Annotated in this window: 4 protein-coding genes; all 4 read left to right on the forward strand. The window is 70.8% G+C overall.

Annotation, left to right across the window (positions count from 1 at the left end; translation table 11 throughout):
* Window positions 1-81 precede the first annotated feature (81 nt).
* Window positions 82-4,971, forward strand: coding sequence for a malto-oligosyltrehalose synthase (locus COGEMETH_RS01480; RefSeq protein ID WP_238180847.1), 4,890 nt, complete (start codon window positions 82-84; stop codon window positions 4,969-4,971).
* Between the two features lie 92 nt (window positions 4,972-5,063).
* Window positions 5,064-8,462, forward strand: a complete 3,399-nt coding sequence (locus COGEMETH_RS01485; RefSeq protein ID WP_238180848.1) for a maltotransferase domain-containing protein — start codon at window positions 5,064-5,066, stop codon at window positions 8,460-8,462.
* A gap of 158 nt (window positions 8,463-8,620) precedes the next feature.
* Entirely contained in the window at window positions 8,621-11,878 is a 3,258-nt protein-coding gene (gene treS / locus COGEMETH_RS01490; protein ID WP_238180849.1) for a maltose alpha-D-glucosyltransferase, read from the forward strand.
* Between the two features lie 23 nt (window positions 11,879-11,901).
* The gene (gene glgB / locus COGEMETH_RS01495) at window positions 11,902-14,199 is read left to right on the forward strand and encodes a 1,4-alpha-glucan branching protein GlgB (RefSeq protein ID WP_238180850.1); all 2,298 of its coding nucleotides are present in this window, start codon (window positions 11,902-11,904) and stop codon (window positions 14,197-14,199) included.
* Window positions 14,200-14,383: the final 184 nt, after the last annotated feature.

Below are 14,383 nucleotides of genomic sequence, written 5' to 3' on the forward strand. Positions count from 1 at the left end.
CAAGTAGGCCGTACCCGTCCCCGCAGACGGGAACTCGCCGCCACAATCATCCAAAAAATCGATCAGAACGGATAGCGACCAGTGAGCGGCACCCTCGAACGTCTGGCCGACCTCGTCGGCGTCGCCTCCGGCTACACGGACGCCTTCGGACAACCCGTCGAGACCGGGCTGGAGACCCGCCGCGGCCTGCTCGCCGCCCTCGGCTTCGCGGTCGGCAGCGAGGCGGAGATCGAAGCCAGCCTCGCGGGCGTCGAGGCCCTGCGCCTCGGCCTGATCCCGCCGCTCCTGCCCGTCGAGGCGCGCCGGGCCGCCCGCGTGCCGGTCCGCAACGCCGGCGGCCCGGTGGTCTGGCGCCTGGTGGACGAGCGCGGGGCCGTGCGCGAGGGCCGCTCGGCCCCGCGGGGGCCCGATGCCGGGTTCGACCTGCCGCCCCTGACCCCGGGCTACCACCATCTCACCGTGAGCCTCGGCGAGCGCCGGGCGGAGGCCTGGATCATCGCAGCCCCGCAGCGCTGCTGGCGCCCGGCCCCCTATGCCGACGAGGGCGCCAGCGACTGGGGGCTGGCGGCCCAGCTCTACGGCCTGCGCTCGCGGGAGAACATCGGCATCGGCACCTACGCCGATGCCGGCCGGGCCGCGCGGGATGCGGGTCTGCGCGGCGCGGCCTTCCTCGGCCTGAGCCCGGTCCATGCCCTGTTCGGGTCCGACCGCAGCAAGATCTCGCCCTACTCGCCCTCCTCGCGCCTGTTCCTGGAGACCCTGTTCATCGCGCCCCACGGCCTGCCGGGCTTTGCCGGGTCGCGGGCCGAGGCGCTGCTCGACCAGGCGGCCGGGCGGGTCGAGGCCCTGCGCGAGGCGGCGCTCGTGGACCACCAGGGCATCTGGGAGGTGCTCGCCCCCGTGCTCCTGGCCCTGTGGGAGGAATCGCCCGCCCGCTCCGGCACGGACGAGGGCTTCCAGGGCTTCCGCGCCGCGGGCGGCGAGAACCTGCACGCGCACGCGGTGTTCGAGACCCTGTCGGCCCATTTCAAGGCGGAAGGCGCCCATTGGCTCGGCGACTGGCCGGAGGCGTATCGCCGGGCCGGGACGCCGGAGGTCGCGGCCTTCGCCGAGGAACACGCCGACGCGGTGAGCTACCACGCCTGGCTGCAATACCTCGCCGACCGGCAGTTGGAGGCGGCCTCGCAGGCCGCCATCGAGGCCGGGATGCGCATCGGCCTCTACCGCGACCTCGCGGTCGGCGCCGACCGCGGCGGCTCCGAGATTTGGTCCCACCCCGAGCGCTTCGCCAACGGCGTCTCGATCGGCGCGCCCCCGGACCTCCTCGCCCCGAAGGGCCAGGACTGGGGCCTGCCCGCCTTCGACCCCCTGGCGATGGAGCGGGACGGGCTCGCGGCCTTCCGCGCCCTGGTGCGGGCGAACATGCGCCATGCCGGGGCGATCCGCATCGACCACGCCTTCCAGCTCGCCCGCTTGTTCCTGATCCCCCTCGGCGCCGGGGCGCACGCGGGCGCCTACGTGGCGATGCCCTTCGAGCCGATGCTGGCCGTGCTGCGCCTGGAGAGCCACCGCAACAAGTGCCTCGTCATCGCCGAAGACCTCGGCACGGCACCGGAAGGCTTCTCCGACGCCCTGATGCGCGCGGGCATCCTCAGCTACCGCATCCTCGCCTTCGAGCGGGAGGCGGACGGCCGCTTCAAGGCGCCCGGCGCCTATCCGCGCGATGCCCTGACCGCCATCACCACCCACGACCTGCCGACCTTCGTCGGCTGGTGGCGGGGCGTGGACACCGACACGCGCCAGGCCCTTGGCCTCTACGACCAGGACCGGGCCGAGGCCGAGCGCAACGAGCGCGTCACCGAGCGCCGCCGCCTCGCCGAGGCGCTGGCCGCCGAGCAGCTCCAGCCGGGCTCCGAACCGCCGGAGGCCGCGCCCTTCGAGGCCGCCGCCCGCTACCTCGCCCGCGCCCCCTCCGTGCTCACCGCCGTCCAGTACGAGGACGTGATCTCCGAGTTGAGCCAGGCCAACGTGCCGGGCTCGACGGAGGGCTACCCGAACTGGCGGCGCAAGCTCGACCGCGACCTCTCGGCCATCGCCGAGCCGGGCGGGCCGCTGGCCAAGCTCGCGGCCTCCCTGTCGGCCGAGAACCGCGGGGCGCGCTCGGGCGCGGCGCGGCTCGCCTCCGTGCCGCCGCGGGCGACCTACCGCCTGCAGTTCCACAAGGACTTCACCTTCACGGACGCGGAGCGCATCGTCCCCTACCTCGCCAGGCTCGGGATCAGCCACGTCTACGCCTCGCCCCTGCAGAAGGCGCGGCCGGGCTCGACCCACGGCTACGACATCGTCGACCACGGCGCGATCAACCCGGAACTCGGCGGCGAGGCGGCCTTCGTGCGCCTCTCGGAGGCGCTGCAGGCCCACGGCCTCAAGCTGCTGCTGGACATCGTGCCCAACCACATGGGGGTCGGCGGGGCCGACAACCCCTGGTGGCTCTCGGTGTTGGAATGGGGCCCGCTCTCGCCCTTCGCGCACGCCTTCGACATCGACTGGGAGCGGCTGGGCGCCGGACGCAACCTCGTCATCCCGTTCCTGGGCGACCGCTACGGCGAGGCCCTGGAGAAGGGCACCCTGGAGCTCAAGTTCGACCCGCAGACCGGCGCCTTCAGCGTCTGGCACTACGAGCACCAGTTTCCGGTTCGCCCCCTGACCTACCCGCCGATCCTCAACCGGGTGCTGGCCGCCATCGGCGACGTGCACGACGAGGCGGAGGCCGAACTGCTGGCGATCTCCGAGCGCCTGCGCGCCATGTCCACGGACACCGACGCGGACCGCCGTCGGGGCTTCCCGGAGGAGGCGGAGGGCTTCAAGCGGCGGCTGGCCGACGTGTACGCGGCCTCCGCCGTGATCCGGGACGCGGTCGGCCGCAGCCTCAAGCTGCTCAACGGCACGGAGGGACGCCCCGACAGCTTCGGCCCCCTGCACCGCCTGCTGGAGGCGCAGGCCTACCGGCTGGCCCATTGGCGGGTGGCGTCGAGCGACATCAACTACCGCCGCTTCTTCGACGTGAATTCCCTGGCCGGCCTGCGGGTGGAGAAGACCGACATCTTCCACCGCTCCCACGAGACCGTGTTCCGCCACGTCCGCGAGGGCCGCATCGACGGCCTGCGCATCGACCATATCGACGGGCTGGCCGACCCGCTGGGCTACGCCCGCGCCCTCCAGGCCGCGGTCGGCCCCGGCTTCTACGTGGTGGTGGAGAAGATCCTGGAGCCGGGCGAGCGCCTGCGCCCCTGGCCGGTGGCCGGGACGACCGGCTACGACGTGCTGAACCAGCTCGACGGCATCCTGGTCGACAAGGAGCGGCAGGGGAAGATCCGGCGGCTCTACGAGTGGGCCACGGGCGTCGACGAGCCCTACGGCTTCCAGCTCCGCGCGGCCAAGACCGAGATCTTGGAGATCAGCTTCGCCAGCGAGCTGGAGGTGCTGACCACCGACCTGAAGGAGATTGCCGATTCCGACCGGCGCACCCGCGACTTCTCCGTCAACGCCATCAGGCGCGCGCTGATCGAGATCGTGGCGCGCTTCCCGACCTATCGCAGCTACCTGCCGGGCGACCTCGACGACACCGACGTGGAGCCCGAGGACGTGCGCGTGATCGAGGGCGCGGTGGCCAAGGCCAAGCGCTGGAGCGGCCTGCCGGACCGCTCGGTGCACGATTTCGCCCGCGACGTGCTGCTCGGGCGCATCGAGACCGCCGGCGCGGGGCGGCCGGAGCCGCGCGTCGTCCTGCGCTTCCGCCGCCGCTTCCAGCAGTTCACCGGCCCGGTCATGGCCAAGAGCCTGGAGGACACGCTGTTCTACCGCTACAGCCTGCTGCTCGGCCTCAACGAGGTCGGCGGCGATCCGGGCGAGTACGGCATCGACGCGGACCATTTCCACGCCCTCCAGGCGGCGCGTGCCCGCGACTGGCCGAACGCCATGATCGCCACGGCGACCCACGACACCAAGCGCGGCGAGGATGCCCGCACGCGGCTGCTGGCGCTCTCCGAGATGCCCGAGGACTGGGCCCGCGCCTGGGACCTCTGGCGGGCGGCCGCCGGGCCGCACCTCGCCCGCATCGATGGCGCCCCGGCGCCCGACGCCAACGACCAGTGGATGTTCTTCCAGGCCATCCTCGGGGCCTGGCCCCTGGAACTGCTGGAGCGGGACGACCCGGAGGCGGTGAAGGACTTCCGCGAGCGGCTGATCGCCTACGGCGAGAAGGCGATGCGCGAGGGCAAGCGCCGCTCGAGCTGGGTCAACGTGGACGAGGCCTACGAGGGCGCCGTCCGCAAGCTGTTCGAGGCGATCGTCGCGCCGGGCTCGGCCTTCCTCGACACGCTCCGGCCCTTCGCCCGGCGGCTCGCCCATCTCGGCATGGTGACGAGCCTCGGCCGCACGGTCCTGAAATGCACCCTGCCGGGCCTGCCCGACACCTACCAGGGCACCGAGTTCTGGGATTTCTCCTTCGTGGACCCCGACAACCGCCGCCCGGTGGATTACGCCGCTCTCGACGGCGCGCTGGCCGAGCAGGGCCGGCCGGCCGACCTCCTGGCCCGGTGGCAGGACGGCCGGATCAAGCAGGCGACGCTGGCCGCGCTCCTGGCCGAGCGGGCCGAGCGCCCGATCTTCTTCGCCGACGCCGACTACGAGGTCGTGCCGGTGCAAGGCGCCCGTGCGGACCACGCCATCGCCTTCCTGCGCGCCGATCCGGGCGGTGACGACCTGGTCGTGGCCGTGCCGCGTCTGGTCTCGCGCCTGATCGGGGAGGGCGTCTGGTCGGCCGAGGCGTTCGAAGGCACCACAGCCGACCTGCCCCTCGGTGCGGGCTGGCGCGATCTCGTCACGGGCGCCGTGTACGAGGGCGGGCCGACCGATCTCGGCCGGCTGTTCCGGCAGCTTCCCTACGCCGTCCTGAAACGGACGAACTGAGCCGGATGCCCGTCCCGGTCGCTTCGTTCGGCACGAGGCGGACGCTCGGGCGTTAGCGACAGAGCACGACGAACGACGACAGGCAGGCTGGCATGAACGCACCGACCACCGCGACCACGACCGCCAAGGTCGCCCCGGCCCCCCTGGCGGGCGGCCCCGGTGCGGCCTTGCCCGCCACCCTCGCGCCGCGCGCCGAGGGTCCGCGGATCTACAACCTGTTCCCCCTGCTGGTCGGCCGGGTCTCGGATTGGGCCGCCGAACTGCCGCGGATCGCCGGGCTCGGGTTCGACTGGGTCTACCTCAACCCGTTCCACCAGGCTGGCGGCTCAGGCAGCCTCTACGCGGTGGCCGACCCCGAGCGCCTGGACGACCGCTTTCGCGACGACGACGGCTCGTCCGACGACGAGCAGATTCGCCGCTTCTGCGCCGCCGCGCGGGACGCGGGCCTCTCCGTGATGACCGACCTCGTGGTCAACCACACCGCCAACGACGGGCGCCTCGCCCGCGAGCGGCCCGACCTCTTCGTCAAGGACGCGGACGGCACGATTGCGAGCCCTGCGGCCGTCGACCCGGACGATCCGACGATCCGCACGGTCTGGGGGGATCTGGCCGAACTCGACTACCATTCCGAAGGCCCCAAGGCCGAGCTGACCCGGATCTGGGACGCCTACGTCGCCCACCTCCAGGGACTGGGGGTCGCCGGCTTCCGGTGCGATGCCGCCTACAAGGTCCCGCCCGACACCTGGCGCGCCCTGATCGGGCAGGCCAAGGCGCGCGACGCGGCCTGCCTGTTCGCGGCCGAGACCCTCGGCTGCACCTTCGAGGAGGCGCGGGCGACGGCGGGCGCCGGCTTCGACTACCTGTTCAACTCCTTCGCCTGGTGGGACCTGAAGAAGCCCTGGGCCCTGGAGCAGTACGAGCGGCTGCGCGTGATCGCGCCCTCGATCGCCTTCCCCGAGAACCACGACATGCCGCGGCTGGCGGCCGGCATCGGTGGCGGCCCAGAGGCGGTGGCGGCCCATCTCCGCAGCCGCTATGCGCTGGCCGCCTTCTTCTCGGCCGGCGTGCTGATGCCGGTGGGCTACGAGTGGGGCTACCGCCGGGCCCTGCACGTGGTCGAGACCAGCCCGGCCTCCCGCGAGGACGACACGGGAATCGACATCTCCGGCTCCATCGCCGCCATCAATGCGCTACGCGCCGAACTGCCCGCCGCCAACGTCGAGGGCGCGCAGATGCGCGTCTCGGCCCCCGATTCCGACCTCGTGGCGCTCGCCCGCTTCGACACCGGCCACCCGGCCTCGGCCCGGCACGCCCTGATCGTGCTCTACAACCCGACCGAGGCGCCCGTGCCCGTGGATGCCGGGGCGCTGATCGCGCGCACCGGCGGGATGCTCGGCCCCTTCGTGGATCGCACCCCCGAGGCGGAGCCCATCGCCTTCCACCCCGGCAGCGCCATCGACCTCGCCCCGGGCGAGTTGCGGATCATCGCGGCCACGGCCGCCAAGGTGGCGGTCCAGCCGAGCCGGGGCACGCCCGACGGCAGCGGCCGCGTGGTCATCGAGGCGGTGAGCCCGGAACTCGACGGGGGCCGCTCGGCGGTCAAGCGCATCGTCGGCGAGAGCCTGCGGGTCGAGGCCGACATCTTCTCGGACGGCCACGAGATCATCGACGCGGCCATCCTCTCCCGCGTGGTCGGGTCGGAGCATTGGCGGCGCGATCCGATGGTGTTCGTGGACAACGACCGCTGGGGCGGGCACTTCCCCCTGGAGCGGAACGCCCGCTACGAATTCACCATCGAGGCGTGGCGCGACGCCTTCTCCTCCTGGGTGCGCGACACCTTGAAGAAGCGCGCCGCCGGCGTCGACGTGCGGCTGGAGACGATCGAGGGCGTGACGCTTGCCAAGACCGCGGCCGACCTCGCCACCGGCCGCGACAAGGAGCGGCTCGCCGCCCTGGTCTCGGCGCTGGCCGCGGAAGAAACCGGCTCGGCGGCGCAACTCGACCGCATCCTCCAGCCGGATTCCGCCCGCCTCGTGCGCGCCAACGCGGAGCGGGTGAACCTGTCGCGCTACCCTGTCGTGCTGCCCGTCATCGCCGACCGCCTGGCTGCCCGGTTCTCGGCCTGGTACGAGATCTTCCCGCGCTCCCAGTCGATGGACGTGAACCGCCACGGCACCTTCGACGACGTGATCGCGCGGCTCCCCGAGATCCGCGAACTCGGCTTCGACGTGCTCTACTTCACCCCGATCCACCCGGTCGGGCGCACCAACCGCAAGGGCAAGAACAACACCCTCAAGGCCCTGCCGGGGGACGTGGGCTCGGTCTACGCGGTGGGCGCGGAGGAAGGCGGCCACGAGGCCGTGCACCCGGACCTCGGCACGCTGGCGGACTTCGAGCGGCTGGTGGCGGCCAGCCACGCCTACGGCATGGAGATCGCTCTCGACTTCGCCATCCAGTGCTCCCCCGACCACCCGTGGATCAAGGACCATCCCGAGTGGTTCGAGTGGCGGCCGGACGGGACGCTGAAGTTCGCCGAGAACCCGCCCAAGAAGTACGAGGACATCTCGAACGTCCACTTCTATTCCGGCGCGCTGCCGTCGCTGTGGATCGAGCTGCGCGACATCCTGCTCGGCTGGGCGCAGCGGGGCGTGCGCATCTTCCGGGTCGACAACCCGCACACCAAGCCGATCCCGTTCTGGGAATGGGTGATCGCCGAGGTGAACGGCCGCTACCCCGACGTGCTGTTCCTGGCCGAGGCCTTCACCCGGCCCAAGATGATGATGAAGCTCGCAAAAGCCGGCTACCAGCAGAGCTACACCTACTTCACTTGGCGCGACACCAAGGCGGACCTCACCGCCTACGCCCTCGAACTGGCCGGTCCGATGGGCGAGTACTACCGCCCGAACTTCTTCGCCAACACGCCCGACATCAACCCGCACTACCTCCAGACCAGCGGGCGGGCCGGGTTCGTGGTGCGCGCGACCCTGGCGGCTACCCTGTCCTCGGTCTACGGCATCTACAACGGCTTCGAACTCTGCGAGGCCGCGCCCTATCCGGGCAAGGAAGAATACCTCAACTCCGAAAAATACGAGTTGAAGGCCTGGGACTACGACCGGCCCGGCAACATCCGCGAGCACATCGTCAAGCTCAACCGCATCCGCCGGGAGAACCCGGCGCTCTGGGACTTCCGCAACGTCGCCTTCACCGGCGCCTTCAACGACAGCATCATCGCCTACGCCAAGACCACGCCGGAGGCGGACAACTGCGTCTTCGTCATGGTCAACCTCGACCCGAAGAACCGTCAGGAATGCACCTACGAGGTGCCCCTCTGGCTGCTCGGCGAGCCGGACGACGGCGCGGTCGCGGTCGAGGACCTGCTCGACGGCTACACCTTCGAGTTGCGCGGCAAGTCGCACCGCATCGCCCTCGACCCGACCGAGCGATCCTGCGTGATCTGGCGCCTCAGCCGGCCGCGGCGGGTTGCGGGATGAGGCGGCCCGTGTAACCAGAACCGGCGCGCGCCCGGCCCGGCCGGTCGCGCTGTCGCCACCTTCATGCGGTCCTTGGGCCGCACGCCGATCGCGCCACGACCCCGTCGTGCGGGACCGGTCCGAAAAGCCCCTGATCCGACGTGCGAGGCAACGACGCGATGATCGATCGCAGCGATCCGCAATGGTACCGTGACGCCATCATCTACCAGATCCACGTCAAGTCGTTCTTCGACTCGAACAACGACGGGATCGGGGATTTCGAGGGGCTGACCCAGCGGCTGGACTACGTCCGCGACCTCGGCGTCACCGCCATCTGGCTGATGCCGTTCTACCCCTCGCCGCTCCGCGACGACGGCTACGACATCGCCGATTACGAGGAGGTGAACCCCTCCTACGGCACGATGGCCGACTTCCGCCGTTTCGTGGACGCCGCCCACGAGCGCGGCCTGCGGGTCATCACCGAGCTGGTCATCAATCACACCTCGGACCAGCACCCCTGGTTCCAGCGCGCCCGCAACGCCCCGGCCGGCTCGCCCGAGCGCGACTTCTACGTCTGGTCGGACACCGACACGCCTTATTCCGACACGCGCATCATCTTCCTCGACACCGAGTCCTCGAACTGGACCTGGGACCCGGTCGCCAAGCAGTATTTCTGGCACCGCTTCTATAGCCACCAGCCCGACCTGAACTTCGACAACCCGAAGGTGCTGGAGACCATCATCAAGGTGATGCGCTACTGGCTCGACATGGGCGTGGACGGCCTGCGCCTCGACGCGATCCCCTACCTGATCGAGCGCGACGGCACGAACTGCGAGAACCTGCCGGAGACCCACACGGTCATCAAGGCGATCCGCGCCGCGCTCGATGCCAGCTACCCCGACCGGATGCTGCTGGCCGAGGCCAACCAGTGGCCGGAGGAGACGGCGCAGTATTTCGGCGACGGGGACGAATGCCACATGGCGTTCCACTTCCCGCTGATGCCGCGCATGTACATGGCGATCGCCCGCGAGGACCGGCACCCGATCACCGACATCATGCGGCAGACCCCGGAGATCCCGGAAGGCTGCCAGTGGGCGATCTTCCTGCGCAACCACGACGAGCTGACCCTTGAGATGGTCACGGCCGAGGAGCGCGACTACCTCTGGTCGTTCTACGCCGCCGAGCGCCGGGCCCGGATCAACCTCGGCATCCGCCGCCGCCTCGCGCCGCTGCTGGAGAACGACCGGCGCAAGATCGAGTTGATGAAGTCCCTCGTCCTGTCGATGCCCGGCACGCCGGTGCTGTATTACGGCGACGAGATCGGCATGGGCGACAACATCTACCTCGGCGACCGCGACGGCGTGCGCACGCCGATGCAATGGTCGCCCGACCGCAACGGCGGCTTCTCCCGCTCGGACCCGGCCCGCCTGTTCCTGCCGGCGGTGCAGGATCCGATCTACGGCTTCGACGCCCTGAACGTCGAGGCGCAGACCCGTTCGCAGACCAGCCTGCTCAACTGGACGCGGCGCATGATCGCGATCCGCAACAACTCCGTGGCGCTCGGCCGCGGCGGCATCCAGTTCCTGTACCCGGCCAACCGCAAGGTGCTGGCCTGGATCCGCGAGTTCGAGGGCGAGCGGGTGCTGTGCGTCGCCAACCTGTCGCGCGCGCCGCAGGCCGTGCAGCTCGACCTGTCGGAACTGCGCAGCGCCGTGCCGATCGAATTGACCGGCGGCAGCGAGTTCCCGCCCATCGGCGAGCTGCCCTACCTGCTGACGCTGCCGTCCTACGGCTTCTACTGGTTCGGCCTCAGCAGCGCGAATACCGGCGCCGTCGGGCCCAAGCAGGAGCCGCCGGAGCTGTTCACCCTGGTGCTCACCGGCGGCATCGAGACCCTGATGGCGGGGCGCGAGCGCGTCGCCTTCGAGCGCACGGTGGTGCCGCCCTTCCTGGCGAGCCGGCGCTGGTTCGGCGCCAAGGGCTCCCGCATCAAGTCGGTGCAGGTGATCGACTGCGCCACCGTGAAGGAGGCCGACGGCGAGGCGCGCTTCCTGCTGCCGCGCCTCAGCGTCCAGCTCTCCAACGGCGAGCGGCAGGACTACTTCGTCCCCGTGGGCGTGGACGAGGGCCGCGAGGACGAGACGCTGATGGAGTTCGCGGTCGCCCGGGTGCGCCGCGGCCCCCGCACCGGCCTGCTCTACGGCGCGGCCGGCTCGGCCGACTTCGCGATCTGCCTCGCGGAAGGCATGCGCGACGGCCGCGAGATCCCGACCGAGACCGGCAAGCTCGTGTTCTCGGCCACCTCCGCCTTCGACCGCGACGTGCCCTTCGAGGCCTCCGAGGTCCGCCGGCTCTCGGCCGAGCAGAGCAACACCTCGATCGCCATCGGCTCGAAGATGATGCTCAAGCTGCTGCGCCGGCTCCAGCCGGGCACGCACCCCGAGGTCGAGGTCGGCCGCTTCCTCACGGAGGAGGCGCATTTTTCCAATACGCCGGCGCTGCTCGGCACCCTTGAGCACGTGGCCGGGGACGGCACCCGCACGGCGCTGGCCGTGCTCCAGGCCTTCGTCCTGAACCAGGGCGATGCCTGGACCCTGATGCTGGAGGGCCTGCGCCGAGACTTCGAGACCGTGGTGCTCGCCCCCGAGAGCGAGGCGGCCGCCCCGGAGGACGCCTTCCACGACCACCTGCGCTGGGCCGACCTCCTGGGCCGGCGCACGGCCGAGATGCACAACGCCTTCGCGATCCCGACTGAGGACCCGGCCTTCGCGGCCGAGCCCTTCACCGCCGACGACCTCGCGGTGATGGGACGCGACGCGCAGGCGCAAGGAGAGCGCGCCTTCCGCGGCCTCAAGGGCCTGACCGACCGCGGCCTCGATGCCGGGCGGCCGGGCATTTCGGCCCTGGCCGGGCGCCGGAGCGAGATCGAGGCCCTGATCGCCTCGCTGACCCGCGACCCGCCGAAGGGTGCCTTCAAGACCCGCATCCACGGCGACTACCACCTCGGGCAGGTGCTGGCGGCGGAGGGCGACCTCGTCATCGTCGACTTCGAGGGCGAGCCCTCGCGGCCGGCCGACGAGCGCCGGGCCAAGTCCACCCCCCTGCGGGACGTGGCCGGGATGCTGCGCTCCTTCGCCTACGGCGCCGAGACCATCACCCGCGAGATCGCGGGCCGGTTCGCCGATTCGGAGGGGCGCGCACGCGCCGCCGCCACCGCATGGCGTGGCATGATCGATGCGGCGTTCCTCAAAGGCTACGACACGGCCGTGCGGGAGAGCCGCGCCGCCGTGACCGATCCCGAGACCCACGCGCGCCTGCTCAGGCTGAGCCTGCTCACCAAGGCGCTCTACGAGGTCGATTACGAGGCCAACAACCGTCCGGACTGGATCGAAATCCCCGCCCGCGGGGTTCTCTCCATATTGGACGACGCCCGCTGAACGCGGACAAGAGAGGCGATTGGATGACGGCTATCGACGAGACTTTCGCACCGAGGACCGACCCTGGAACCGGCTCGCCTCGCCTCGCGGACGTCCCGGCGCCCGGCTCCCCGTCGGCCTCGGCCGCGGGCGGGCACAGCCTGCATCCGGATGCCGTCGCCGCGGTGATGTCGGCCGACCACGGCGACGCCTTCGCCGTGCTCGGCCCCCATCAGGTCGGCCCGGGCGCCTGGGAAGTGCGCGCGATCCTGCCGGAGGCGCAGGGCGCGACGCTGGTCGTCGGCGAGCAGCGGATCGCCTTCGACAAGCGCCATCCGGACGGGTTCTTCGTCGCCCGCATCGCGAGCGAGGGCCGGCCCCTCTACGAGATCGAGGTCACGTTCTGGGACGGGACCCGGCGGCGGCGCTACGACCCCTACGGCTTCGGCTCGTCGCTGAACCAGCAGGACATCGACAACCTGCGCGAGATCGGCACCAACGTCGTCTACACCGTGCTCGGCGCGCAGATCGGCCGCCTCGACGGGATCGACGGCTATCGCTTCGCGGTCTGGGCGCCGAACGCCCGGCGCGTCAGCGTGGTCGGCGACTTCAACGAGTGGGACGGCCGCCGCCACCCGATGCGGCTCTGGCAGAACGGCGGCATCTGGGAGCTGTTCGTGCCCGGCCTCAAGGTCGGCCAGAACTACAAGTTCGAGATCCGCGGGCCCGACGGCACGCTGCTGCCCCTGAAGGCAGACCCGGTGGCGTTCGCCGCCCAGCACCCGCCGGCCACGGCCTCCGTCCTCCAGGGCACCAGCGAGTTCGCTTGGCGCGACAGCGGATGGATGGCCACCCGCGGCAAGCGCGACCCGCGCCACACGGCGATCTCGATCTACGAGGCCCATCTCGGCTCGTGGGCCCGCGTGCCCGACGAGGGCAACCGCTACCTCACCTACAAGGAGCTGGGCGAACGGCTGATCCCCTACGTCACGGAGATGGGCTTCACCCATATCGAGTTGCTGCCGATCACGGAGTTCCCCTTCGACGGCTCCTGGGGCTACCAGCCCGTGTCGCTGTTCGCGCCCACCAGCCGCTTCGGCACGCCCGACGACTTCGCCGCCTTCGTGGACGCGGCCCACGAGGCCGGCATCGGCATCCTGCTCGACTGGGTGCCCGGCCACTTCCCGCTGGACGCCCATGGGCTGGGCCAGTTCGACGGCACGCATCTCTACGAGCATGCCGACCCGCGCCAGGGCTTCCACCAGGATTGGGGCACCTACATCTACAATTTCGGCCGCGCCGAGGTCTCGACCTTCCTGGCCGCCAACGCCCGGTTCTGGCTGGAGCACTACCATCTCGACGGCCTGCGCGTGGATGCGGTGGCCTCGATGCTCTACCTCGACTATTCGCGCCGGGCGGGCGAGTGGATTCCCAACCAGTACGGCGGCAACGAGAACCTCGACGCGATCAACTTCCTGCGCAAGACCAACGAGGCCACGTATTCGCACGCGCCCGGCACCATCACGGTGGCGGAGGAATCCACCTCGTGGCCCGGCGTCTCGCACCCGACCTATGCCGGGGGGCTGGGCTTCGGCTTCAAGTGGAACATGGGGTGGATGCACGACACCCTGCAGTTCATCGCGACCGATCCGATCCACCGGCGCTACCACCACCACGACCTGACCTTCGGCCTGCTCTACGCCTTCTCCGAGAACTTCGTGCTGCCGCTCTCCCACGACGAGGTCGTGCACGGGAAGGGCTCGCTGCTCGGCAAGATGCCGGGCGACCGCTGGCAGAAATTCGCCAACCTGCGTGCCTATTTCGGCTTCATGTGGGGGCATCCCGGCAAGAAGCTGCTGTTCATGGGCGGCGAGTTCGGCCAGGAGCGGGAGTGGAACCACAACCAGTCCCTCGACTGGCACCTGCTCGAGGACCCGCTGCACCGGGGCGTCAAGGACGCGGTCCGCGACCTCAACCGGCTCTATACCGGCACGCCGGCCCTCCACAGCCGCGACACGGAGGCCGCCGGCTTCCAGTGGCTGGTGGCTGACGACCAGGACAACAGCGTGATCGCCTGGGCCCGCCAGGGCCGCGAGCAGGGGGAGGTCGCCATCGTGGTCTCGAACTTCACGCCCGTACCCCGCGAGGGCTACCGCGTCGGCGTGCCGGAGGCGGGCTTCTACCGCGAGGCCTTCAACTCGGATGCCGGGATCTACGGCGGCTCGAACGTCGGCAACATGGGCGGCCTGCACGCCGAGGGCACGCAGAGCCACGGGCAGGGGCACTCCCTCTGCCTGACCCTGCCGCCGCTCGCGACGATGATCTTCGTGCGCGAGGGCTGAACGAGGATTCTGCCTGTCGATATGCCGTGACGCGGCGCGGGCGTTTCCCGCTCCCCTTTGCGGGACAGGGTGGCCCCCGCAGAGCTACCGTATTCACACATCTCGCGACACTAGGCGAAAAGGCGTGGGTCCCCTCTCCCGTACGGGAGAGGGGCAGGGTGAGGGATGCGACCTCTCCGGAGAG

The sequence above is a fragment of the Methylobacterium trifolii genome, assembly GCF_022179685.1.
In the GTDB taxonomy this organism is placed as follows: Bacteria; Pseudomonadota; Alphaproteobacteria; order Rhizobiales; family Beijerinckiaceae; genus Methylobacterium; species Methylobacterium trifolii.